Origin of the sequence: Methylobacterium sp., assembly GCF_028290105.1 — a bacterium.
Classification (GTDB): domain Bacteria; phylum Pseudomonadota; class Alphaproteobacteria; order Rhizobiales; family Beijerinckiaceae; genus Methylobacterium.
In genome coordinates this window covers 19,589-41,083 of record NZ_JAQGKL010000224.1, presented here as the reverse complement: position 1 = coordinate 41,083, position 21,495 = coordinate 19,589, and the positions used below count along the sequence as shown (strand labels likewise).

22 protein-coding genes are annotated in these 21,495 nt (G+C 70.6%); 13 read left to right on the top strand and 9 right to left on the bottom strand.

The annotated features are described in order from the left end of the window. From JWQ05_RS16060 to JWQ05_RS16025, 8 genes are all read left to right on the top strand, one after another. Positions 1-1,097: flagellar hook-length control protein FliK (locus tag JWQ05_RS16060; RefSeq protein WP_299660318.1), on the top strand; the 1,097-nt coding region annotated here is incomplete at its 5' end. A gap of 12 nt (positions 1,098-1,109) precedes the next feature. Continuing rightward, positions 1,110-1,787 carry a flagellar hook capping FlgD N-terminal domain-containing protein gene (locus tag JWQ05_RS16055; protein WP_299660315.1) on the top strand — a complete coding sequence of 226 codons (678 nt, stop codon included), beginning with the start codon at positions 1,110-1,112 and terminating at the stop codon, positions 1,785-1,787. A gap of 101 nt (positions 1,788-1,888) precedes the next feature. Further along, positions 1,889-2,164: a DUF1153 domain-containing protein gene (locus JWQ05_RS16050; protein ID WP_018044452.1), complete on the top strand. Its 276-nt coding sequence runs from the start codon at positions 1,889-1,891 to the stop codon at positions 2,162-2,164. 224 nt (positions 2,165-2,388) lie between these two features. Then, complete coding sequence (fliF, locus tag JWQ05_RS16045; RefSeq protein ID WP_299660303.1) at positions 2,389-4,002, top strand: flagellar basal-body MS-ring/collar protein FliF; 1,614 nt, start codon at positions 2,389-2,391, stop codon at positions 4,000-4,002. Positions 4,003-4,044: 42 nt separating this feature from the next. After that, positions 4,045-5,097: a flagellar motor switch protein FliG gene (fliG, locus tag JWQ05_RS16040; protein ID WP_299660302.1), complete on the top strand. Its 1,053-nt coding sequence runs from the start codon at positions 4,045-4,047 to the stop codon at positions 5,095-5,097. Then, the gene (locus tag JWQ05_RS16035) at positions 5,094-5,693 is read left to right on the top strand and encodes a FliH/SctL family protein (protein ID WP_299660299.1); all 600 of its coding nucleotides are present in this window, start codon (positions 5,094-5,096) and stop codon (positions 5,691-5,693) included. The genes fliG and JWQ05_RS16035 overlap by 4 nt, the downstream gene beginning before the upstream one ends. Before the next feature lie 25 nt (positions 5,694-5,718). Next, positions 5,719-6,063, top strand: coding sequence for a flagellar motor switch protein FliN (gene fliN, locus JWQ05_RS16030; protein WP_299660297.1), 345 nt, complete (start codon positions 5,719-5,721; stop codon positions 6,061-6,063). A 67-nt stretch (positions 6,064-6,130) separates the two neighbouring features. Further along, a complete protein-coding gene (locus tag JWQ05_RS16025) occupies positions 6,131-7,498 on the top strand; it encodes a sigma-54 dependent transcriptional regulator (protein ID WP_299660295.1) in 1,368 nt (455 codons plus the stop codon). An 18-nt stretch (positions 7,499-7,516) separates the two neighbouring features. Here the strand turns inward: JWQ05_RS16025 and JWQ05_RS16020 are convergent, their stop codons facing one another. Together JWQ05_RS16020 and JWQ05_RS16015 are read right to left on the bottom strand one after the other, a co-directional pair. Then, positions 7,517-7,798: a hypothetical protein gene (locus tag JWQ05_RS16020; protein WP_299660293.1), complete on the bottom strand. Its 282-nt coding sequence runs from the start codon at positions 7,796-7,798 to the stop codon at positions 7,517-7,519. A 71-nt stretch (positions 7,799-7,869) separates the two neighbouring features. After that, positions 7,870-9,183 (bottom strand): capsule biosynthesis protein, encoded by a 1,314-nt coding sequence (locus JWQ05_RS16015; RefSeq protein WP_299660290.1) that lies wholly within the window; start codon positions 9,181-9,183, stop codon positions 7,870-7,872. Between the two features lie 290 nt (positions 9,184-9,473). Here JWQ05_RS16015 and JWQ05_RS16010 point away from each other — a divergent pair, with 290 nt between their 5' ends. The 4 genes from JWQ05_RS16010 (at position 9,474) to JWQ05_RS15995 (ending at position 12,843) form a co-directional block, all read left to right on the top strand. Further along, positions 9,474-9,815, top strand: coding sequence for a (2Fe-2S) ferredoxin domain-containing protein (locus JWQ05_RS16010; RefSeq protein WP_299660286.1), 342 nt, complete (start codon positions 9,474-9,476; stop codon positions 9,813-9,815). A gap of 41 nt (positions 9,816-9,856) precedes the next feature. Beyond that, positions 9,857-10,927, top strand: a complete 1,071-nt coding sequence (locus JWQ05_RS16005) for a lysylphosphatidylglycerol synthase domain-containing protein (protein ID WP_299660321.1) — start codon at positions 9,857-9,859, stop codon at positions 10,925-10,927. A 10-nt stretch (positions 10,928-10,937) separates the two neighbouring features. Then, positions 10,938-11,852 (top strand): EamA family transporter, encoded by a 915-nt coding sequence (locus tag JWQ05_RS16000; RefSeq protein ID WP_299660283.1) that lies wholly within the window; start codon positions 10,938-10,940, stop codon positions 11,850-11,852. A 100-nt stretch (positions 11,853-11,952) separates the two neighbouring features. Then, positions 11,953-12,843, top strand: a complete 891-nt coding sequence (locus JWQ05_RS15995; RefSeq protein ID WP_299660280.1) for a LysR family transcriptional regulator — start codon at positions 11,953-11,955, stop codon at positions 12,841-12,843. A gap of 39 nt (positions 12,844-12,882) precedes the next feature. Here JWQ05_RS15995 and JWQ05_RS15990 read toward each other — a convergent pair whose 3' ends face one another. The 6 genes from JWQ05_RS15990 to JWQ05_RS15965 all read right to left on the bottom strand — a co-directional run bounded on the left by JWQ05_RS15990 (position 12,883) and on the right by JWQ05_RS15965 (position 19,362). Further along, complete coding sequence (locus JWQ05_RS15990) at positions 12,883-15,303, bottom strand: pyrroloquinoline quinone-dependent dehydrogenase (protein ID WP_299660277.1); 2,421 nt, start codon at positions 15,301-15,303, stop codon at positions 12,883-12,885. A gap of 35 nt (positions 15,304-15,338) precedes the next feature. Then, positions 15,339-16,382, bottom strand: coding sequence for an SMP-30/gluconolactonase/LRE family protein (locus tag JWQ05_RS15985; protein WP_299660274.1), 1,044 nt, complete (start codon positions 16,380-16,382; stop codon positions 15,339-15,341). Further along, entirely contained in the window at positions 16,379-16,741 is a 363-nt protein-coding gene (locus tag JWQ05_RS15980) for a cyclophilin-like fold protein (RefSeq protein WP_299660272.1), read from the bottom strand. The genes JWQ05_RS15985 and JWQ05_RS15980 overlap by 4 nt, the downstream gene beginning before the upstream one ends. 131 nt (positions 16,742-16,872) lie before the next feature. Continuing rightward, positions 16,873-17,634, bottom strand: a complete 762-nt coding sequence (locus JWQ05_RS15975; protein ID WP_299660268.1) for a glucose 1-dehydrogenase — start codon at positions 17,632-17,634, stop codon at positions 16,873-16,875. A 40-nt stretch (positions 17,635-17,674) separates the two neighbouring features. Beyond that, positions 17,675-18,877 (bottom strand): MFS transporter, encoded by a 1,203-nt coding sequence (locus JWQ05_RS15970; RefSeq protein WP_299660265.1) that lies wholly within the window; start codon positions 18,875-18,877, stop codon positions 17,675-17,677. A gap of 89 nt (positions 18,878-18,966) precedes the next feature. Then, complete coding sequence (locus JWQ05_RS15965) at positions 18,967-19,362, bottom strand: cupin domain-containing protein (protein ID WP_299660262.1); 396 nt, start codon at positions 19,360-19,362, stop codon at positions 18,967-18,969. Between the two features lie 133 nt (positions 19,363-19,495). Here JWQ05_RS15965 and JWQ05_RS15960 point away from each other — a divergent pair, with 133 nt between their 5' ends. Then, entirely contained in the window at positions 19,496-20,389 is an 894-nt protein-coding gene (locus JWQ05_RS15960; RefSeq protein WP_299660259.1) for a LysR family transcriptional regulator, read from the top strand. A 60-nt stretch (positions 20,390-20,449) separates the two neighbouring features. Here JWQ05_RS15960 and JWQ05_RS15955 read toward each other — a convergent pair whose 3' ends face one another. After that, the gene (locus tag JWQ05_RS15955; RefSeq protein WP_299660257.1) at positions 20,450-21,442 is read right to left on the bottom strand and encodes an NAD(P)H-binding protein; all 993 of its coding nucleotides are present in this window, start codon (positions 21,440-21,442) and stop codon (positions 20,450-20,452) included. Positions 21,443-21,495 lie beyond the last annotated feature (53 nt).

The following is a 21,495-nucleotide window of genomic DNA, read 5'->3' as shown; positions in this document are numbered from 1 at the left end:
CCCCCCGGCCTGCCACCACGGCGCAGGAAGCCGCGTCGCGTCGGGTCGCATCGGACGTGCGCGACACCCGGCCCCCCGCAGGCCCTCGCCAGGACGCTACACCCGCATCCGCGAGCCAGCCGCCGGAAGCGAATCCCATCGCGAAGGAGCCGCAGCCGGACACCGACCCGTCGGGACGTACCGAGGCGCAGGCCGCCGCGCCATCCGTCGAGGAGCAGACGTCGAAGGACGCTGAAGGCTCGCAGGACGCAGATGGCTCGGACGACGCGGCGAAAGCGAGCGAGACCGATCTGGCCGGAACGCCGGTCTCGGTCGTCCCGCTGACGATTCTCCAGGGTGCCACGCCGCCTTTGCCCACAGGACCGGCCGCCGGGGCGACGGCTGGCAAGACCACGCCCGCCCTCGCCGCTGACGCCGGTGGCGCCGGAGAGGCCCAGGCCGTCGCGGGAGCCGCCCTCGCGCTACACGTCCACGCGGGCACCGGCCCCGGTGACGTCTCCGGGCCGGGCGAAGGTGCGGGCGTGAAAGCCGGCGGCGAAAAACGCGACGGGGAGTTCGCCGCCGCCCTCGCACCCGTCGCGGATGGGGCGTCCCCTCCCGATCTGCACGCCCCGGCCACGCCCACGGCGAGGGCCTCCGAGGCGGCCACGGCCAGCCCCGCCGCCCCCGCTCCCGCGCCGGTGCCCCTCGGGGCGGTGCCGATGACCATCGGCCTGCGCTCGCTCGCGGGCACGAACACGTTCGAGATCCGCCTCGACCCGAAGGAGCTCGGCCGCATCGAGGTCAACCTGGCGATCGACAAGGACACCGGCGCAGTCCAGGCGACCCTGGTGGTGGACCGGCCCGAGACCCTGGCGCTGCTCCAGCGGGATGCCGGCAGCCTGCAGCAGGCTTTGTCCCAGGCCGGCCTCGATGCCCCAGACGGCAGCATCAGCCTCAGCCTGCGCGGTGACGGACAATCCGGCGCGGGCTCGGGGCGGCAGGAATCCGGAGCCCAGGGCCAGGCCCGCCGCGACACCCTCACCGACACCCAGCCAATTCCGTCCGCCGTGCCGCTGCGCCTCTATGGCGGACGCGGCCTCGACATCCGCATCTGAGGAACCGATCCCATGGCCTCCGGCATCACCAGCCTCACGAGTACGGCAACAGCCAGTGCGGCGTCCGCCAGTTCCTCTTCCAAGGAGATCGCGGGCAACTTCACGCAGTTCCTGACCCTGCTGACGACGCAGCTCAAGAACCAGAACCCCCTCGACCCGATGGACACCAACCAGTTCACGCAGCAGCTGGTGCAATATGCGGGCGTCGAGCAGCAGCTGAAGTCGAACGACCGCCTCGATTCGATCCTGACCAACGCCAAATCGTCGAGTGCCGCCTCCGCCACCGGCTTCATCGGCCAGACGATCACGGCGGACGGCAAGTCCACAGCCCTGAAGGACGGCTCGGCCACCTGGACGCTGACGCCGGCCCGGGCCGCCACCCAGGCGACGCTGACGATCAGCGACGCCAAGGGCAACGTCGTGGCCACCCAGACCAAGGCGCTCGCCGCCGGCGCGCAGAGCTTCGCCTGGGACGGGCGCTCCTCCAGCGGCTTCACCTCCGCCAACGGCACCTATTCGATCAAGGTCGACGCGGTGGACGCCACCGGCACCAAGATCGCCGTCGACACCAAGGTCAGCGGGACGGTGAACGGGGTCGATCTCAGCGGATCGGAACCGGTGCTTCTGCTCGGCACATCGCGGGTCCCAGTCTCCACCGTTCAGGACATCGGCACAGGGTTGTCCACATGACGAACAGGGCGAATCCAATCCGATCGATCCGCTTCAAGATATCTTAAGTGGATACAACTAGCTTCCAACTTCGACAGGTCAGTCGAGTTGTAGAGCGTATCATGACCGAACCAAGCCGCCCGAGAGTGAAGTACGTGATCGGGCCTGATGGAAGTCCGTTAACCATTGCGGATCTTCCGCCGACCACCACGCGGCGATGGGTGATCCGTCGCAAGGCCGAAGTGGTCGCCGCCGTCAGGGGCGGATTGCTCAGCCTGGAGGAAGCCTGCCAGCGATACACCCTCACCACCGAGGAATTCCTGAGCTGGCAGTTCTCCATCGATCAGCACGGTCTGGCCGGCCTGCGCACCACGCGCATCCAGCACTACCGACACTGAGACGACGGCCGCCGGGCCGACCCCGTGTCCCGGATGGTCCCTCTTCGCATCGAAAGCCGCGCCCGGTCGCCTGGGCGCGGCTTTCGCGTTTCGCGCCCCTGTCGAGACGTCTTCCATCCGGTCTCGTGTGGATTTGTTAACGTCACGCTAACCACGACCCGGGCAAATTTTGCCGAGCGAGCGCGGAGGGTCCGTCGCCGCGGCTCGGGTGGGTGCGTCGTTTCGTGAAACCGGTCCTCGATCTCGTGACCAAGTTGGGCCCGGCGCGTCTGGCCGCCATGGCCGCCGTCACGATGACGCTGATCGGGTTCTTCGCCTTCGTGATCCTGCGCGTCTCGAAGCCCGACATGGGCGTCCTGTTCGCCGACCTGTCGATGTCGGATTCCTCCTCCGTGATCCGCGATCTCGACGCGCGCGGCATCAAGTACGAGACCAAGGGCGACGCGGGCCAGACCATCATGGCCCCGCGCGCCGACCTCCCGCGCCTGCGCATGGACCTGGCCGGCAAGGGCCTGCCGAGCGCGGCCGGCGTCGGCTACGAGATCTTCGACAAGGGCGACGCCTTTTCCTCCACCAACTTCGTCCAGAACGTGAACCACCTCCGGGCGCTCGAAGGCGAGCTTTCCCGCTCGATCCGGGCCATCGGCCGGGTCCAGGCCGCGCGCGTCCACCTCGTGATCCCGGAGCGCCGCCTGTTCGAGCGCGACCGCGAGACCCCGAGCGCCGCCATCGTGCTCAAGCTGATGGGCGATCTCGATCCCTCGCAGGTGCGGGCCATCCGACACCTGACGGCGTCCGCCGTCGAGGGCCTGAAGCCCGAGCGGGTCTCCATCGTGGACGAGCGCGGACGCCTGCTGGCCGACGGCGCGCGCGGCGCCGAGGCCGAGACCGGCGCCGGCATGGAGGAGAAGCAGGTCGGCATCGAGCGACGCCTGCGCTCGCAGATCGAGGAGATCGTCGCCGGCATCGTCGGCTCGGGACGCGCCCGCGTCCAGGTCAGCGCCGAGCTCGACCTCAACCGCATCGAGAGCCGCTCCGAGAGCTACGATCCGGAGAGCCGGGTGGTGCGCTCCACCCAGACCCGCAGCGAGAATTCCCTGACCGGCGGCACCGAGGGTGCGGTCAGCATCGGCAACGAATTGCCCGGCGCCAACCAGCCGGGCCAGACCCCGACCCAGAAGGACACGACGAACAAGAACGAGGAGACCACCAACTACGAGATCTCCCGGGTGACGAAGACCGAGGTCGCCGAGGGCGGTCGGGTCAAGCGCCTCTCGGTGGCGGTGGTCGTCGACGGCGCCTACGTGCCGGGTCCGGACGGCAAGCCGGTCTACCAGGCCCGCCCGGCGGCGGAGGTCGACCGCATCGCCGCCCTGGTGCGCACCGCCATCGGCTTCGACAAGGGGCGCGGCGACCAGGTCGAAGTGGTCAACCTGCGCTTTGCCGAGATGCCCGCCCAGGCCGAATTCGTCGAGCCGAGCCTGATCCAGTCGATGCTCGCCCCCTCGAAGGAGGAGGTGATGCGGATCGTGGAACTCGCCGTGCTCACCATGCTGACGCTGATCGTCCTGATGGCGGTGGTGCGTCCGCTGCTCAAGAAGGTGCTGACCTCCGAGCCGATCCAGATCGCCCTGGTCTCGGGGGCCGGCCCGGCCGGGGCCACGGCGGGCGCCGAGGCGATGCTGGTGCCGCCCGACAACCCGACCGCACGCCTCGTCGACTTCGCCCAGCTCAACGGCAAGGTCCAGGCCGAAACGGTCCAGCGCGTGGTCGACATGGTCCGCGCCAGCCCGAGCGAGACCGTCGAAGTGCTCCGCAACTGGATTCACGAGAACTGATGCCCGCCCGTCCCCGTCCAAACCGCGTAAGGCGCTAGAGCCATGTCCTCCGGACTGAACATTCAGGCGGAACTCGCAAAAGGCAGCAACGGCGCCTTCGGCGCCATGACCGGCGCGCAGCGTGCCGCTGCCCTGCTGCTGCTGCTCGGCGAGAGCGAGGGCGCTCCGATCTGGCAGATGCTCGACGAGGACGAGGTCAAGCTCGTCTCGCACGCCATGGTGCAGCTCGGCTCCCTGGAAGCCGAGACCGTCGAGCGGCTGATCGTCGATTTCGTCTCCCGCCTGTCGACGGGCGGCGGCATCACGTCGAATTTCGAGCGGACAGAGTCGCTCCTCCTCAAGATCTTCCCCACCGACCAGGTCTCGGCGATCATGGCGGAGATCAAGGGCGCCTCCGGCAAGCGCGTCTGGGCGAGCCTGACCCAGATCGACCCCGAGATCCTGGCTTCGTTCCTGCGCAACGAGTACCCGCAGACCGTGGCGGTGGTGCTCTCCAAGGTCCGCTCCGACTACGCCGCCAAGGTGCTCACCATCCTGCCGGAGGACTTCGCCATCGACGTCCTCAACCGGATGCTGCGGATGGAGACCGTGCAGAAGGAGGCCCTGCGACACATTGAGGAGACCCTGCGCGTCGAGTTCGTCTCGACCATCGCGCAGACCACCCGGCGCGACGCGCACGAACTCATGGCCGACGTCTTCAACGCCTTGGACCGCCAGACGGAAGGGCGCTTCCTCACGGCCCTGGACCAGGCCAACCGGGGCTCGGCCAAGAAGATCCGCCAGCTCATGTTCACCTTCGAGGACCTCCTCAAGCTCGATGCCGGCAGCGTGCAGACCCTCCTGCGCAAGATCGACAACGAGACCCTGTGCCGGGCCCTGAAGGGCGCCGACGAGCGCGTGCGCGGGTTCTTCCTCCGGAACATGTCCACCCGCGCGGCCAAGAACATCACCGACGAGATGGAATCCCTCGGGCCCATCCGCCTGAAGGACGTCGACGAGGCTCAGGCCAAGATGACGGAACTCGCCAAGGAGCTGGCCGAGAAGGGCGAGATCATGATCGCCAAGTCGAGCGGCGAGGAGGAGCTGGTCTATTGAACGCGCGTCGCTTCCTGTTCGACACCGATTTCCGCCCCCGCGCGGACAACCCGTCGAACGCCCGCGAAGCCGCCGCCCAGGCGGAAGCCGTGGCGCGCGCCGAGGCGGAGGGCCATGCCCGCGGCCTGCGCGAGGGCCAGTCCCTGGCCGAGCAGCAGATCCAGGCGCGGTTGTCCGATGCCATTACCCGGCTCGGCCTCGCCGCCGCCGGCCTGATCGGCCAGTCGGATGCCCGCGACCGGGCCCGCGAGGACGAGGCGATGGATTTCGCCGTCGCGCTGGCGCGCAAGATCGCCGGCGAGGCCCTCGACGCGCATCCCCTGGCCGCCATCGGCGACGCAGCCCGCGCCGCTCTGCAGCACCTTCGCGGCGTGCCCCACCTCGTGGTGCGGGTCCACGAGAGCCTCATCGACGACGCGGAGGCCCTGGTGAAGCGTCTCGCCCGCGAGCGCGGTTTCGAGGGCCGCCTCGTCGTGATCGGCGAACCGGATCTGGCCCCCGGCGACGCCCGCATGGAATGGGCCGATGGCGGTGTGGTGCGCGACCGCGCCCGCATCGAGGCCGCCGTTCTCGATGCCGTCGGCATCCCCACCTGATCGATCGAATCCGGAAAAGCTCCCCATGTCCGACGATTTCAGCCTGCCGCAACTCAACGGAAACGACGCCTCCTTCGACGGGCTCGGAACCGAGTCGATTCGCGACACGCCGACCACGCCCAAGAGTGCCTCCGACCTCGAGCAGGTCTTCGACGTGCCCGTGATGGTCTCGGCGGTGCTCGGCTCCTCGCGCATGCCGATCGGCGACCTGCTGCGCCTGCAGCCCGGCGCCGTGCTGGAACTCGACCGCAAGGTCGGCGAGGCCATCGACATCTTCGTCAACAACCGCCTCGTGGCGCGCGGCGAGGTCGTGCTCGTCGAGGACCGACTCGGCGTGACGATGACCGAGATCATCAAGAGCGACCACTGAGCCCCAGACCATTTTTTCGGGCCGTCGCGCTTCGCGCGAAGCCCAGCCCTGACGGAGACACGGCGCCATGCGGCTTCTCATCATCGGACGGCTCAACGGAGAGCTGATCACCGCCTCCAAGATCGCCATGAACCGGGGCGCGGCCGTCACCAACGCGGAAAGCCTCGCGCAGGGCCTCGCGGTGCTGCGGGCCAAGGGCGCCGACCTCATCATGATGGATGTCGGCCTCGCCATCCGCGACCTCGTCACGGCACTGGCCGACGAGCGCATCCGCACCCCCGTCATCGCCTGCGGGGTCGCCACCGACGCCAAGGCGGCCGTGGCGGCGATCCAGGCCGGCGCGCGCGAATACATCCCCCTGCCGCCGGACCCGGAGCTGATCGCGGCGGTGCTGCAGGCGGTCTCAGAGGACGGCCGTGCCTTCGTCTGGCGCGACGCCTCCATGGAGAAGGTGGTCAAGCTCGCCGAGCAGGTGGCGCGCTCCGAGGCCTCGGTGCTCATCACCGGCGAGAGCGGAACCGGCAAGGAGGTGCTGGCCCGCCACGTCCACGGCAAGTCGAACCGCGCCAACCGGCCCTTCGTCTCCGTGAACTGCGCGGCGATCCCCGAGGCGCTGCTCGAATCCGAGCTGTTCGGCCACGAGAAGGGCGCCTTCACGGGCGCGGTCGCGCGGCGGATCGGCCGATTCGAGGAGGCCCATGGCGGCACGCTGCTCCTCGACGAGATCTCGGAGATGGACGTGCGGCTGCAGTCGAAACTGCTGCGCGCCCTCCAGGAGCGGGTCATCGACCGCGTCGGCGGCACGGCGCCGGTGAAGGTCGACATCCGCGTGCTCGCCACCTCGAACCGCAACCTCGTCGAGGAGGTCCGCAAGGGCACGTTTCGCGAGGACCTCTATTATCGGCTCAACGTGGTCCACCTGCGCCTTCCGGCGCTTCGCGAGCGCCCCGCCGACATCCTCGAACTCGCCGCCCATTTCGCCCGGAAATACGCCGAGGTGAACGGGGTGCCGGTGCGGCCCCTCAGCGCTGAGGCGCAGGGGCTGGTGCGGGCCAACCCGTGGCGCGGCAACGTGCGCGAACTCGAGAACACCCTGCACCGCGCGGTGCTGCTCGCCTCGGGCTCGGAGATCGGCGCGGATGCGATCCTTACGCCCGAGGGCGACAGCATCGCGCCGGTCTCGGCCGGCCCCGCCGAGCGCGCCGCCCGGGTGGCCGAGGCCGCGACCCGGGGCCTCGTCGGCCAAACCGTGGCGCAGGTCGAGTGCGACCTCATCCTCGACACCCTGGACCATTGCCTCGGCAACCGGACCCATGCCGCCAAGATCCTCGGGATCTCGATCCGGACCCTGCGCAACAAGCTCAACGAATACGTGGATGCCGGCCTGTCGGTGGCCGAGCCCGGCAGCGCGCGGGCGGCCGCCGCCTACGGCTGAGCCGGGCGCGCATCCCGCTCAGGAATTTGGCGGCCCGAGGCCTTCGGCCGCCATCTGAACCGAGTGGGCGCGTTCCAGCTTTTCCAGGGACACGAACCGGGCGATGTCGGCTTCGATGTCGCGGATCGTCTCCTCGACGAGGTGTTGTTGCAGGGCGATGCGCGGGTCGTCCGGCGAGAGGCCGTCGCGCGCCTGGAGCCGTTCGACCGCCTGCTTCACGACGCCGTAGACGGTCTCCCGCTCGGCGCGCGACATCGCCGGGTTCACGGCGCGGGCGATCAGGTTGCTGAACTCGGACATGTCTCTGGACGAAAGACCCGGGGGGCAGGGGACGGGATCGGCCGCGCCGGCTGGCGCGGCCTTCTCGATGATCAGAGGCGCTGGTCGTTGATACCGGCGATGATCAGCGCGATCGAACTCCAGATCACGAGGCTGCAGAAGAACACAACCATCAGGGCGTGGCCGCGCAGGGGATAAAGGCTGTCCCCCGGCAGCGCCGGCTCGACGAAGGTCGCGAGGTAGATCTGCTGCTTGCCGGCCGCGATGCGCGCCCGGTCGACCATGAGGTTGGCCGATTCGTTCAGCTTTCCCGCGATGGTCCGCTCGACCTGGAGCGCTTCGTATTCGAGGAGCGCCCGCGTCATGTTGTTGGCCGCGTCCGCCCCGGCGGCGCCGTCGGTGGTGAGCTGGTCGGTCAGCTTCTTGATCTGCTGGTCGAGGGCCGCGATCAGCGTGACCAGGGTCTGGATGCTGCGGGACTTCTCGTCGAGGCTGGAGCCGCGCAGCACCGCGAGGTCGGATTCGGCCTTGTAGCGATCCTTGCGCAGGGTGCCGATCGTCGTCAGCGTCGCCTCGGCGGACTTGATGGGGTCGATGATTCCCCAGCGGTTGCGGAACGTCTGCAGTGCCAGATGCGCCTTGCGCAGGCGCTCCTGCGCTTTGGCCGCGTCCGCCTCGGCATGCACGAGCATGTCCGCCTGGGCGCGCCGGGAGATCTGGTTGATCAGATTCTCGCTGCGGGCCACCACCTCCTTGGCGATGGCGAGCGCGTCCTCCGGGGTGAAGGCACGTACGGTCAGCGAGACAATGCCGGAGATGACCTCGATGCGCGTCGTGACCCGCTTGCGCCAGTACTTGACGAGATCCTCGATGGGATCGTCGGCATCGTAGCGTTCCCAGAAGTCGACATCCTTGCGCGAGAACATCTTCGTGATGTTCAGGCTCTTCTCGACCTCGGACACCAGGGTCTGGCTCTGGACGTAGTCCCGTACGATGAAGCTGTCCTGGGAGTTGTGCTTCTGGATCAGGCCCGCGTAGCTGCCGCCCGGACTGTCGTCCATGGGCTCGACGTTGCCGCGTACGGCGAACTGAGCGGTCGCGATGTACTGGTCCGACGCGAAGACGTAGAAATACACCGCCGCCAGCGCGGTCGGCACCAGCACGAAGACGGCGAACTGCTTCAGCACGCTCGCGATGATGTTCTTGGGCCGGGACGCGGGCGGGCGAATGCCCGGCAGGCGCCGCCAGTCCAGCCGCTCCCGCGCCTCGCGCAGCAGCGTCGGCACCCGGCTCTGCCTGACCGGATCGATCGTCTCGGCGTTGCGTCGCAGATCCGGCACGGAGCGCAGCGCAAGGTCGATCACCCCGCGCAGGCGGTCCGTCTGCTTGACCTCGTCGACCTTCATGTCTTTCAAATTCCCGAGGCTCGGCGTGACCAGGGCCGGCAGGCGCTCACTGCCACGCGGTGCGATCCTGCTCGGAACGAACGACGATGCAAATGGTCACGCCCTCGGAGCCCTCTCGACACCCTGCCGTTGTCCCGCCGCATCCCGTGTTTTTCGGCCCTTTTTAAGGCGCCGCTTTCCCCGTACCCCCTCGGGGAGGCCGGGTGGCATGGTCGGGACTCGGGGGATCGATGGACAGCAAGGGCGGGAACAGCAAGGACGCGACCGCACCCCGGCCGGCGCGAATCCGCATGGCCAGGACCAAGTTCTCCGAACTCGTGCTGGTCTGCGCGAAATGCGCCAAGCGGCAGGGCTTGAAGAAGGGATCGCTGCGCCGTGGTCTGAAGCGCGCCTTGGAGGTGCGCGAGCGCGAGGGACGTCTTGTGGGCAAGCCCCGGGTGGTCGAGGTCGGCTGCCTCGGCCCCTGTCCGAAACGGGCCCTGGCGGTGGCCACCGCCGAGAGCCTGGCCAAGCAGCGCATCCACCTCCTCGATCCCGCCGCCACGCCCGAGCAGACGATCGATGCGCTCTTCCCCGATTTCGGCCCCAAAGGCGCCCTAACGCAGGATCTGATCCGGACACGGGTGCCCTGAGGCGCCCGCCGCCGCGACGGGGGAGAGCCTTGACCGACACGATGCCCGGCTCCGCCCAACCCACTAGCCCCGCGCGGGGGATCGGCCGCGCCGTTCTGCGCCGATTGCCCCTCGTCGGCACACTGCTCGGCCTCGCGCTCGGGATCTGGCTCGTCGCCACGAACGATCTGACCGCCATCGCGGACGCGTTCGGCCGGGTCGGCGCCCTTGGGCTCGCCGGCATCGTCCTCGTGCGAATCGTCATCCTGCTCCTGTGCGGCATGGCCTGGGGCCAGACCATCCGGGGCGTTCCGGGGATCGGGCGCGCCGGGTCAGGCGCCTTCGTGGTCCTGCGCTTCGTGCGCGAGGGCATCAACGTGCTGCTCCCCGTGGCGTCCGTGGGCGGCGAGGTGGTTGGCGGTCGCCTCCTGACCTTCTGGGGCGCCACCGGCGCCCTGGCGGCGGCCTCGATCATGGTCGACATGCTGTTCCAGGCCGGCACCCAGGCCGGCTTCGCGCTTCTCGGCGTCGGTCTCCTGCTCCAGGTCAGCGGCGAGGCGGCGCACGGGCTCGCCATCTGGGTCCTGCGCGCCCTCGCCGTCACCGCCCTCCTGCTCACCGCCTTCGTCCTGGCGCAGCGCAGCCCCGCGATGCGGGCGGCGGCCCGGCGGGGATTCGCGTGGTTCCGCCGCGTCCTGCGCGGCCACGAACCCGCCGATCCGGCGCCCGGCGGCAGCGTCTACGATGCCCTCGACGCGGTCTGGATGCCCGCACGCTGGCGTAACCTTTCCGCCTCGATCCTGCTGCACGCGGCGGCCTGGCTGCTCGGCGCCGTGGAGATCGGCATCGCCCTGGCCTGCATCGGAATCCACTCGGTCGGGCTCGCCGAGATCCTGATCATCGAGGCCCTGAGCCAGGCCATCAAGTCGGCGGCCTTCCCGGTCCCCAGCGGCCTCGGCGTGCAGGAGGGCGGCTTCGTCCTGCTGGGGGGCCTGTTCGGCATCGATGCCGGCACCGCGCTCGCCCTGTCGCTGGTCAAGCGTGTGCCCGACGTGGTGCTGGGGCTGCCCGCCCTGATCCTCTGGCAGACCCTGGAGGCGCGGCGCGGCACGATCCTGCCGCCGCAGGATTAGGGCACCCCGCATGTCGCGCGCCCCTGACGCTCCCGACGCCCCGCGCGGCGTCGCGGAGAGCCTCGTGCCCGTGCTGGCGCTCGTCGGCAGCATGGTGTCGCTCGGCGTGGGTACGTCGTTCGCCAAGCACCTCTTCGCCGCGATCGGCGCCGAGGGCACCACCGCCCTGCGGGTCGGCCTCTCGGCCGTGATCCTCGTCGCCCTGTGGCGCCCCTGGCGCCTGACCCTGACCGGGTCCGACCGGCGCACGCTGCTGCTCTATGGCTCGGTGCTCGGCGCCATGAACCTCCTGTTCTACCTGTCCCTGCGGACGATCCCCCTCGGCCTCGCCATCGCCATCGAGTTCTCGGGCCCGCTGGTCCTGGCCCTCGCGGTATCCCGAAAGATCGTCGACTTCGTCTGGATCGGCTGTGCCGTCCTCGGCCTGTCGCTTCTGCTGCCCGTGAGCGGCCTCTCGACGTCGCTCGATCCGGTGGGCGTCGCCTGCGCGCTCGGGGCCGCCCTGTGCTGGGCGCTCTACATCGTGTTCGGACAGCGCCTCGGCCATCTCCACGGCGGCCGGGCCGTGGCCATCGGGATGTCGGTGGCGGCCCTGGTGGTGATGCCGGTCGGGATCGCCAGCGCGGGCGCGGCCCTGCTCGATCCGGGAACCCTCGCCTTCGGCCTCGGCATCGCGGCCCTGTCGAGCGCCTTGCCCTACACGCTGGAGATGGTCGCGCTGAAGCGCCTGTCGAAGCAGAGCTTCGGCGTGCTCCTCAGCCTCGAGCCCGCCATCGGCTCGCTCGCCGGTTTCGCGCTCCTCGGCGAGCGCCTGACCCTCACCGAATGGCTCGCCATCGCCTGCATCGTCGTGGCCTCGGTGGGCAATACGGTGAGCGCGCGCCGCGGCCGCCCGCCGGCGAGCGTTGCCGCCGTGGCGGTGTGAGGATCGAAGCGGACGGCACGGCCTCGCTGTGGCAGGGTCGCTTCCCGAAGCGGCGATGCCGGCATCCTGCCATCGGCCGCGCCACCCGAGGCCATCGCCGGTGCGTGAGAACCTGACCGACCTGCTCTCCTTCGCCACGGTGGCGCAGGAAGGGAGCTTCACCCGGGCGGCGACGCGGCTTGGCGTCACCCAGTCGGCCCTGAGCCACGCCCTGAAGGGCCTCGAGGCGCGCCTGGGGCAGCCGTTGCTGAACCGCTCCACCCGCAGCGTCTCGACCACCGAGGCGGGCGAGCGCCTGCTGCGCATCGTGGCTCCGCAATTCGAGCAGATCGAGGTCGAGCTCGCGGCGCTCACGGGGATGCGGGACAAGCCGGCGGGCAACCTGCGCATCACCGCCCCCGAGCACGCGGCGGAAACGATCCTGTGGCCGGTCCTGGCAACGCTGCTGCCGGATTATCCGGACATCCACGTCGAGGTGGTCACCGAGCAGTCGCTCACCGACATCGTGGCGGAGCGCTTCGACGCGGGCGTGCGGATCGGCGAGCATGTCGAGAAGGACATGGTCGTGGCGCGGATCGGGCCGCCCCTGCGCATGGCCATCGTCGGCGCACCCACGTACTTCGCGGATCGCCCCCGTCCCAATCACCCCGAAGACCTGACCCGGCATCGCTGCATCAACCTGCGGCGGCCCACGCGCGGCGGGGTGTTCCCCTGGGAATTCGAGAGGGACGGGCAGGAACTCGCCGTGCGGGTCGAAGGCCAGGTCGCCTTCACCAACCTCCACCTGATCCGCAGCGCGGCCCTGTCCGGCATCGGCCTCGCCTACCTGCCAGAGGACCTCGTCGAAGGACCGGTGGCCCAGGGTAAGCTGGTGCGCGTGCTGGAGGATTGGTGCGCGCCCTTTCCCGGTTACCACTTGTACTATCCGAGCCGGCGCCAGCCGACCCCGGCCTTCACGATCCTGGCCGAGGCGCTGCGCCGCCGCGCGTGACTGTCCGCCCTTCGAGCCATCGACGGAACGCGGCGCGGATCAGCGCGGCAGCGCGTAGGCGACGAGCTTGGTGCCGAGGCTGATGGCGAGCGGCGGCTTTCCGCCGGCCGCGATCACCACGAACTGCCGGCCGCTCGCCGGGCTGCGGTAGGTCATCGGCGTGGCGTTGCCGCCCCCGGGGAGCCGCGCCTGCCAGAGCTCGCGCCCCGTCGCCGAATCGAGGGCCCGGACGGTGCGGTCCATGCTGGCGCCGACGAAGACGAGGCCGCCCCGTGTGGTGACGGAGCCGCCGGAGACCGGCGTTCCCACGGTGAGCGGGAGCATCGACGGGATGCCGAAGGGGCCGGTGTCGCGGGCGGTCCCGAGGGGCTTCGACCAGAGCAGTCGCCCGCTCGACAGGTCGATGGCGGCGATGAGGCCCCAGGGCGGCGCGGTGCAGGGCACCCCGAGCGGCGACAGGAACAGCCCGCCATAGGCCCCGTAGGGTGTGTTCAGCATCGGGCGCGCGGCGTCGCCGCCGGGGCCCTGGCCGTCGGAGAGCGTGAGCTTGCGCCGGTTCGCCTCGGCGCGGGTGACGAGTTCGACCCGGTCGGGCAGGCGCATCCAGTTCGCCACCATGATGCCGCGCTCGGCATCGAGGGAGACGCTGCCCCAGTTGACGCCGCCGACCGAGCCCGGATCGATCAGGACGGGCTTGCCCAGCGTGATCGGGGTGAGGTGCCCCTCGTAGCGCGATTGCCGGAACAGGATGCGGCACAGCATCTGGTCGAGGGGCGTCGCGCCCCACATGTCGGATTCGCGAAGGCTGGCGCCGCGCAGCGCGGGCAGGTCGAGGGAGGCGGGCTGGGTGGCCGAGAGCCGCTCGCCCGGGCCGATGTCGCCCTGCGGAGCCGGCACCTCCGTCACGGGCTTGATCGGCTGGCCGGTCTCGCGGTCGAGGACGAAGATCTCGCCGCGCTTGGTCGGCTGGATCAGGGCGGGGCGGACCCCGCTGGCGGTCGCCATGTCGACGAGGGTCGGCTGGGCCGGCGTGTCGTAGTCCCAAATGTCGTGATGCGTCGCCTGGAAGCGCCAGCGCAGGCGCCCCGTCTCGGCGTCGAGGGCGATGACCGCGCTGGAGACGGCCTCGTCGAACGGCCGGCGCAGGCCGCCGAAATTGTCGGGGGTGGCGTTGCCCATGGGCAGGTAGACGAGCCCGAGGGCTTCGTCGGCGCTGATCGGCGCCCAGCTGTTGGGCGAGGACGGGGTGTAGGTCTCGCCGGCCGGGGGCGCGCCGATCCGGTCGGGCACCCCGGCATCGAAGGCCCAGGCGAGGGCGCCGGTGCGCGCATCGAAGGCGCGGATCACGCCGGAGGGGCCGCCCCAGAACTGGCCGTCGGGGATGCCGCCGCCGACCACGGCCTTGCCACGGATGATCTGCGGGGCAGAGCTGACGTAGTACTGCCCTTTGGGATAGGCGCTCAGGCCCTCGCGCAGGTCGACGCGGCCGGCTTGGCCGAATTCGGCGCAGGGCTCGCCGGTCCCGGCGTCGAGGGCGATCAGCTCGGGCGTCTGGCTCGCCGCGATGATGCGCGCGGCGCAGGCGCCCGTCGCGTCCGGCATCCGGTAATGGGCGACGCCCCTGCAGGGCTTGCCGGAGGGTGGCACGCCGTTCGACATGTCGTGGCGCCAGCGCTCGCGCCCGGTCTCGGCATCGAGGGCGAGGACGCGGTTGTGGCCGTCGCAGAGATACAGGGCGTCGGCGACCATGATCGGCGTCGCCTCCAGCGCCGTGGCGGGGCCGGGAGTGTCGGGGCCGGTCTCGGCCTCCCAGGCGATTTCCAGCCGGCCGACATTCGCCGAGGTCAGGTCCGCCAGCGGGCTGAAACGCGTGCCGCCCTGGTCGTTGCCGAAGGCCGGCCAGTCCTCGCGGGTGATCCGGGCGAGCGGCTGCGCCAGCCGCTCCGGCACGCGGTCCGCGAGGCCACGGCGCAGGCTGGGCTCGGCCGGTGCCTCGGGGCCGGCGGCGTGCAGGACGTTTCCCGCCACCAGGGCGAGGGCGAGCGCCCCGGCAAAGGCCGGCCAACCCATGCGGCGCGGCGCGTCGGGAGTCCGTTGGAAACCCCGCGCCACGGCCGGCAGCAGCAGCGCGAGGCCGAGCGCGAAGGGGGCGAACAGGCGGGGCAGCAGCTGCCAGCCGTCGAAGCCGACCTCCCAGACCGCCCAGCCGGTGGTGCAGACGAGAAGAGCGGCAAAGACCGTGACGCCGCGCCGGTCGCCGCGCCCGATCAGAGCGCCGCTCGCCATGACGGCGGCGCCCGCCAGCAAGTAATAGGGCGAGCCCCCGACCCATGCGAGCATCGCGCCCCCTGCGGCCAGACCGAGTCCGACCACCAGAAAGAGCGCCGCCACGCCGCGCCGCAGCCAGATGGCCACGCGCGATTCCGGGCGGGCCTGCGGCATCGGAGTGGTTTTGGTCATGGGGATGCTTTCCGTGCGCGTTGCCGGGCGGGCGGTTAGTGGTGCGAGTAGAGCGACAGGGCCTTGGCGAAGGCCTTGGCGTGGAAGATCGCCGAGCCCTGTCCGCCGTCGCCGTCGTTGGTGACGACGAAGAGGTCGTCGGTGCCGGGTTTCAGCGCGAGGCTGGTGGAGCGCAGGTTGTGGCCGGCGTCACGGCCCGGCAGGAGCACCTGCCCGATCGGGATGCCGTTGCGGTTGAACGCCAGCACCCGGCCCTGCCCGTACAGGGCGACATAGAGGTTCCCGTCGGCGTCGATGCGCATCGAATCCGGCGGCGGACCGGTGAAGTGGTAGGGAATGGCGGTGCCGAGCGCGCTCGGCGTGGTGGCGTCGGCGAGATCGACCCGGTGCAAGAGGTTGCGGCCGAACTCGGTGACCCAGAGCGTGCGCCCGTCCGGGCTCAGCGCGACGCCGTTGGCCAGCGCCAGGTGGGGCAGCACCGCAGTGACGGTGCGAAGATCGGGGGCGACATAGTAGGCGCCGCCCTTCGGATCGGTGGAGGTGCCGCGGAAATCCGTGAAGTAGAAGCCACCGAGCGCGTCGAAGACGAGGTCGTTGACGACGTAACCTGCCTCCGGCGGGATGATAGTACGCAGATCCGAGCCGTCCGGCCGCATGGAGACGACGGAGCCGCGCGTGAAGCCGCCGGTGCCGGCGGCGAAGATGCGGCCGTCCCGGTGGATCGCGAGGCCGCCGAGGTTCAGCGTGTTCGCCGGCAGAACCACCGACAGGCGCTTGTCCGGCGTCAGGCGCAGCACGCGTCCGCTGCCCGCGTCGGTGAAGAGGAGGTCGCCGGCCCGGTCGAAGGACGGACCCTCCAGGGGAAACCCGTCGTCGGAGACCCGGAACCACGGCTCGGCGACCACGCTCGGCAGGTCCCGCTCGCCGGGCGGGATCGGGACCGGCCCGCGCGTCGCCGCATCGACGGCCCATGCGCCGGGCGCCTCCGCCGCCAGGGCTCCGGCACCCGAGCCGGAGAGCCAGGCGAGGGCGAACACCGCCCAGACGAGGCGCCGCCGTCCCAGGCGCCCCCTGCTCACGGCACGGCCTCGATGGTCACCGAGACCGGGCCGGACCGCCGGAAGGCGTCGGGGATGCGGCTCAAGCGGCCCAGACGCACGAGCCCGCGCGAGGTCCCGAAATCCTTGTAGAAGATCGCGAGGTTGCCCCAGGGCGCGTAGTAGGCGAGGTCTCCCGGCTCCGGGTCGATGCTCACGGGGGCGCCCTCCATCGACAGGCGCCGTGGCAGGTCGGCGATCTTCTCGGTGGCGTTGTAGTCGGTCAGGGTCAGCGTGAGGGGCAGGAGCGCGCGGAAGTCGCGGGCCGCCGCGCTCTCCTCCAGGATCGCCTCGACGCTCTCGCCGTCCGTGCCGGCGAGCCGGATCTGGATACCTGGCACGACACGCGCTTTCGGGCCTGTGGGGGAGGGCGGAGCGGGCCCGGCGTGAGGCTCGGCCTGGAAGGCCAGGGCGAAGGCTGCGCCTGCGAACAGCCTGGCGGCGTGTATCATGCGTTGCATCGGACGCCCCGTCAGTTCGCGGTGTAGCCGCCGTCCACCGGCAGGGCGACGCCGAGGACGAAGCTCGCCGCGTCGCTGCAGAGCCAGAGCACGGCGGAGGCGATCTCGTCCGGCCGGCCGAGGCGCCCGATGGGCTGCTTCCTCATGATGTCGGCCATGGCCTCGGGGCGCTCGGCCACCATCCTGGCGACCATCGGCGTGTCGATGGTGCCGGGGCAGACCGCGTTGAGGCGGATGCCCTGCGCGGCGTATTCGAGCGCCGCGCTCTGGGTCATGCCGATGACGCCGTATTTCGTGCCGTGATAGGCGGCGAGGTAGGGGTTGCCGACGAGACCGCCGATGGACGAGCAGTTGACGATGGCGCCGCTGCCCTGTGCCTGCATCTGCCGGAGTTCGGCCTTCATGCAGTTCCAGACGCCGCGCAGATTGACCGCCATCACGCGCTCGTAATCCGCGTCCGGCACGTCCACGACGGCGTTGGGCGGGATCTGGATGCCGGCGTTGTTGAATGCCGCGTCGAGCCGGCCGTAGGTGTCGACCGTGCGCCGGACCATCGCGTCCACCTCTTCCGCCCTGCTGACGTCGCAGCGCACGGCGAGCACCCGATGGCCCGCCGCCTTCAACGCCTCCGTGGCGGCCGCCAGCGCCTCCGCGTTCTGGTCGGACAGGACGACCGACGCGCCCGCCTCGGCGAACATCCGGGCGGTGGCCAGCCCCACGCCCATGGCGGCGCCGGTGACGAGGGCGACCTTGTTCTCGAAGCTGATCTGCATGCGGCATTCCTCGGCGTCGGTCTGGCAGGGAGCGGTGGGTTCAGGCGCGCGGGCCCTGGCGCCAGGCGAGGGTGGCGGCGAGCGCGGAGGCACAGAGCGCGGCGGCGCTGACCGCGAAGGTCGCGCGGTAGCCGCTCGCGTCGTAGGCGAGGCCGCCGAGGGTGGCGCCGAGCGCGATGGCGAGTTGCACCACCGCGACCAGCAATCCGCCGCCCGCCTCGGCCTCGTCGGGCAGCGCCCGGCTCAGCCAGGTCCACCACGCCACCGGCGCGGCCGTGGCGACGAGGCCCCATCCGGCGAGCAGCACCGCCGACGCCACGGTCGAGCCGCCGACCAGCGTCAGGGCGATGGCGATGGCCGCCATCGCGAGGGGCATCGCGATCAGCAGGCTGAAGAGGCGCGTCTTCAGCAGGAAGCCGATGAGGTAGGTGCCGACGAGCCCCGCCGCGCCGGTGACGAACAGGATCAGGGAGAACGTCGCCACGTCGACGCGCGGGACCGTCTCGAGGAACGGACGCAGGTAGGTGTAGAGCGCGAACTGCCCGAGGAAGAACAGTGCCACCGCGAGCATGCCGAGCGGCACCTGGCGCCGGCGCAGGACCCGGAACACCGTGCCGCTCTGGGACCGCCGGTCGGACGGCATCGACGGCAGGCTGACGAAGAGCCAGGCCAGCGTCAGTGCGCCCAGCGGCACGACGCAGAAGAAGGCACCCCGCCAGCCGATATAGGCCCCGAGGAAGCTGCCCAGCGGCGCCGCCACCGTGGTCGCCAGGGCATTGCCGCCATTGAGCAGGCCCAGGGCGCGCGGAACCTCCGTCTCCGGCACGAGACGCATGACCGTCGCGGTCGACATCGACCAGAAGCCGCCGATGACGATGCCCACGAGGGCGCGCCCGGCCATGAAGATCGCGGCATTCGGCGCAAACGCCACCATCAGGCCGGAGGCGATCATCAGCCCGGCAAGCGCCAAGAGGACGGTGCGGCGGTCGATCCCGCGCGTCGCCGACGCGATGACGAGGCTCGTGAGGACCGCGAACAGGCCCGAAACGGCGATGGCCTGCCCCGCATGGCCTTCGGTCATGCGCAGGTCGGCGGCGAGCGGCGTCAGCAGGCTGACGGGCATGAACTCGGAGGCGATCAGCGTCGCGACGCAGAGCGTCAGGGCGAACACCGCGCCCCATCCGCGCGCCGGGATCGCGCGCCCGATGGCGATTGTGTCCGCGCAGGCTTCGTTGGGATTCATGGCTTAGCTTTCATGGTTTCAGCCACGGCTCTCGTCATTGTCGGATCTTCCGGGTCGGATCTTCCGGTCCGTGCAGTCGGCCGTTCCCATCAGGCGCCGTACTGGCAGTCGTCGACCTTCTCCATCCAGTCGACGGGGCTGCCGTTCAGCGCTTCCTGAATGGCAATGTGGCTCATGGCGGTGGTCGGCCCCGCGCCGTGCCAGTGCTTCTCGCCGGGCGGAAACCAGACCACGTCGCCGGGGCGGATCTCCTCGACGGGGCCGCCCTCGCGTTGGACCCGGCCGAAGCCCGCGGTGACGATCAGGGTCTGACCGAGTGGGTGGGTGTGCCAGGCCGTGCGGGCGCCGGGCTCGAAGGTGACGAGGGCGCCGCCCGTCCGGGCCGGGTCCTCGGGGCTGAACAGGGGGTCGATCCGGACCGTCCCGGTGAACCAATCCTCCGGGCCCTTGGCCGAGGGCTGCGAGCCGGCGCGCTTGATCTGCATGGTCGTGGGGTCCGTCGCGAGGGGCGCCCCGGCGCGATCGGCGCGCGGGAGCGGGTTGCGACGGTAGCTAGCGCCGGGGCGCGTCCCGGATTAGATGCGGGAATGAACATGGGCTCATGAGCAGGTCTTATGAATGATGCGCGAGAGCCTGAACGACCTCGTCGCCTTCGTGGCGGTGGCGCACGCCGGCAGCTTCACGCGGGCGGCCGCCGAGCTCGGTGTCTCGCAGCCGGCGCTGAGCCAGACCATCAGGGGGCTGGAGGCCCGGCTCGGCGTCCGGCTGCTCTCCCGCACCACGCGCAGCGTCTCGGCGACGGAGGCCGGCGAGCGGCTCCTCAACGCGGTGGGCCCGCGCTTCGCGGAGATCGAGGAGGGCCTCGCCGCCTTGGCGGCCCAGCGTGACCGGCCGGCGGGAACGCTGCGCATCACCGCGGACGCGCATGCGGCGCGCACCGTGCTCTGGCCCGCCCTGCGGCGCTTCCTGCCGGATCACCCCGACATCGCGGTCGAGACCGTCGTGGACGACGGGCTGACCGACATCGTCGCCGAGCGCATCGACGCGGGCATCCGCCTCGGCGGAACGGTGGCCAAGGACATGACGGCCGTGCGCATCGGCCCCGACCTACGCATGGCCGCAATCGGCACGCCCGGGTATTTCAAAGGGCGGTCGATGCCGCGCAGCCCGCAGGACCTGGCCGAGCACCGCTGCATCAACCTGCGCCTGCCGACGCAAGGACGCCTCTACGCCTGGGAGTTCGAGAAAGCGGGCCGCGCCATCAAGGTCCGGGTCGAGGGCCAGATCACCTTCAACGCCACCGCCATGATCCTCCCCGCCGCCCTGGACGGGTTCGGCATCGCGTACCTGCCCCAGGACCAGGTGCAGACGTACCTGGACAGCGGCGAACTCCTGCACGTCCTGGCGGATTGGAGCCCGCCCTTCACCGGCTACCACCTCTACACGCCGAGCCGGCGCCCGCCGGGCCCCGCCCTGGCGCTGTTGATCGAGGCCCTGCGCGACAAGGGTTGAGCGAAGGCGCTCGCTGCGGTTCGGCGCGCGCTGTCCTGAGGGCGTGCGGCTCGGGCGCGGTCAGAAGACCGCGTGATCGCCGCGCTCGGCAACGGCATCCCCCCGGACGAGACGCGCGTAATAGTCGAACAGAGTCTCCGACCCCGTCGAGGGCGTCGCATCCGCATCGTATCGCCCCGTGGCGGGATCGAGGACGAGCATCGACTCGGTGGCGTAGTAGCGCCCGATGCGCGCGAGCTCGGCCTTGGCCGCGAGCGCCGGAACCCACCGACCGAGCGTGGCCAGAACCGCGATGATCACGTCCAGCATCAGCACGGGGACGTGCGTGAAACGGGGCTCGCGCCCGAGCAGGGCGAACAACCGCTCGCCTTGCGCCTTCGGCGTGATGGCTTCCCCCGGCCCCCCGATCGGCAGTACGCGATTGCGCCGGTCCTTCCGGTCGAGGCAATCGGCGAGATAGCGCCCGAGGTCGTCGTCGCTGATGGGCTTGCAGGCGGTCAGCCTTCCGTCGCCGAAGATCAGGAACGACTTCCCACGTTTCAGGCGATCGATCTGCCCCGACAGGGATTTGAAGTAGGCGGTAGCGCGGACGATCGTGTACTCGAGCCCCGACGCGGTCAGCTCCCGCTCGAACGCGAGCTTGGCGTGCTGGAAGGCGAGGATCGGCTTCTGGACGCAGATCGCTGAGAGCAGAATCATATGCGTGACGCCGGCAGCCTTGCCGGCGTGCAAGGCGTTCCCATGCGCCCGATGGTCGATCGCCCAGGCGTCGTCGGGCAATCCGGTGCGCGAGGCGAGACACGAGACGAGGACGTCGAAGGCCTCGCCACGGAACCCATCCCGCGTCAGCGACGCGGGATCGGTCAGGTCCACGATCCTCACCGTCGCACCCGGAAGCCACGCGCCACGATCTTGCAACCCCGAGTGATCGCGGGGCTCGGCTCTGTGCCGAACGAAGCAGACCACCTCGTGACCGCGCGCCACCAGCGCCCGCACGGTGGCACGCCCGATGGTGCCGGTCCCACCGAGGACGACGACGCGCCTCGGGCCCATCCCATTCGTTCGACCCGCAGTCACGCGTCACCTCGTCCCGATACCGAATCGCG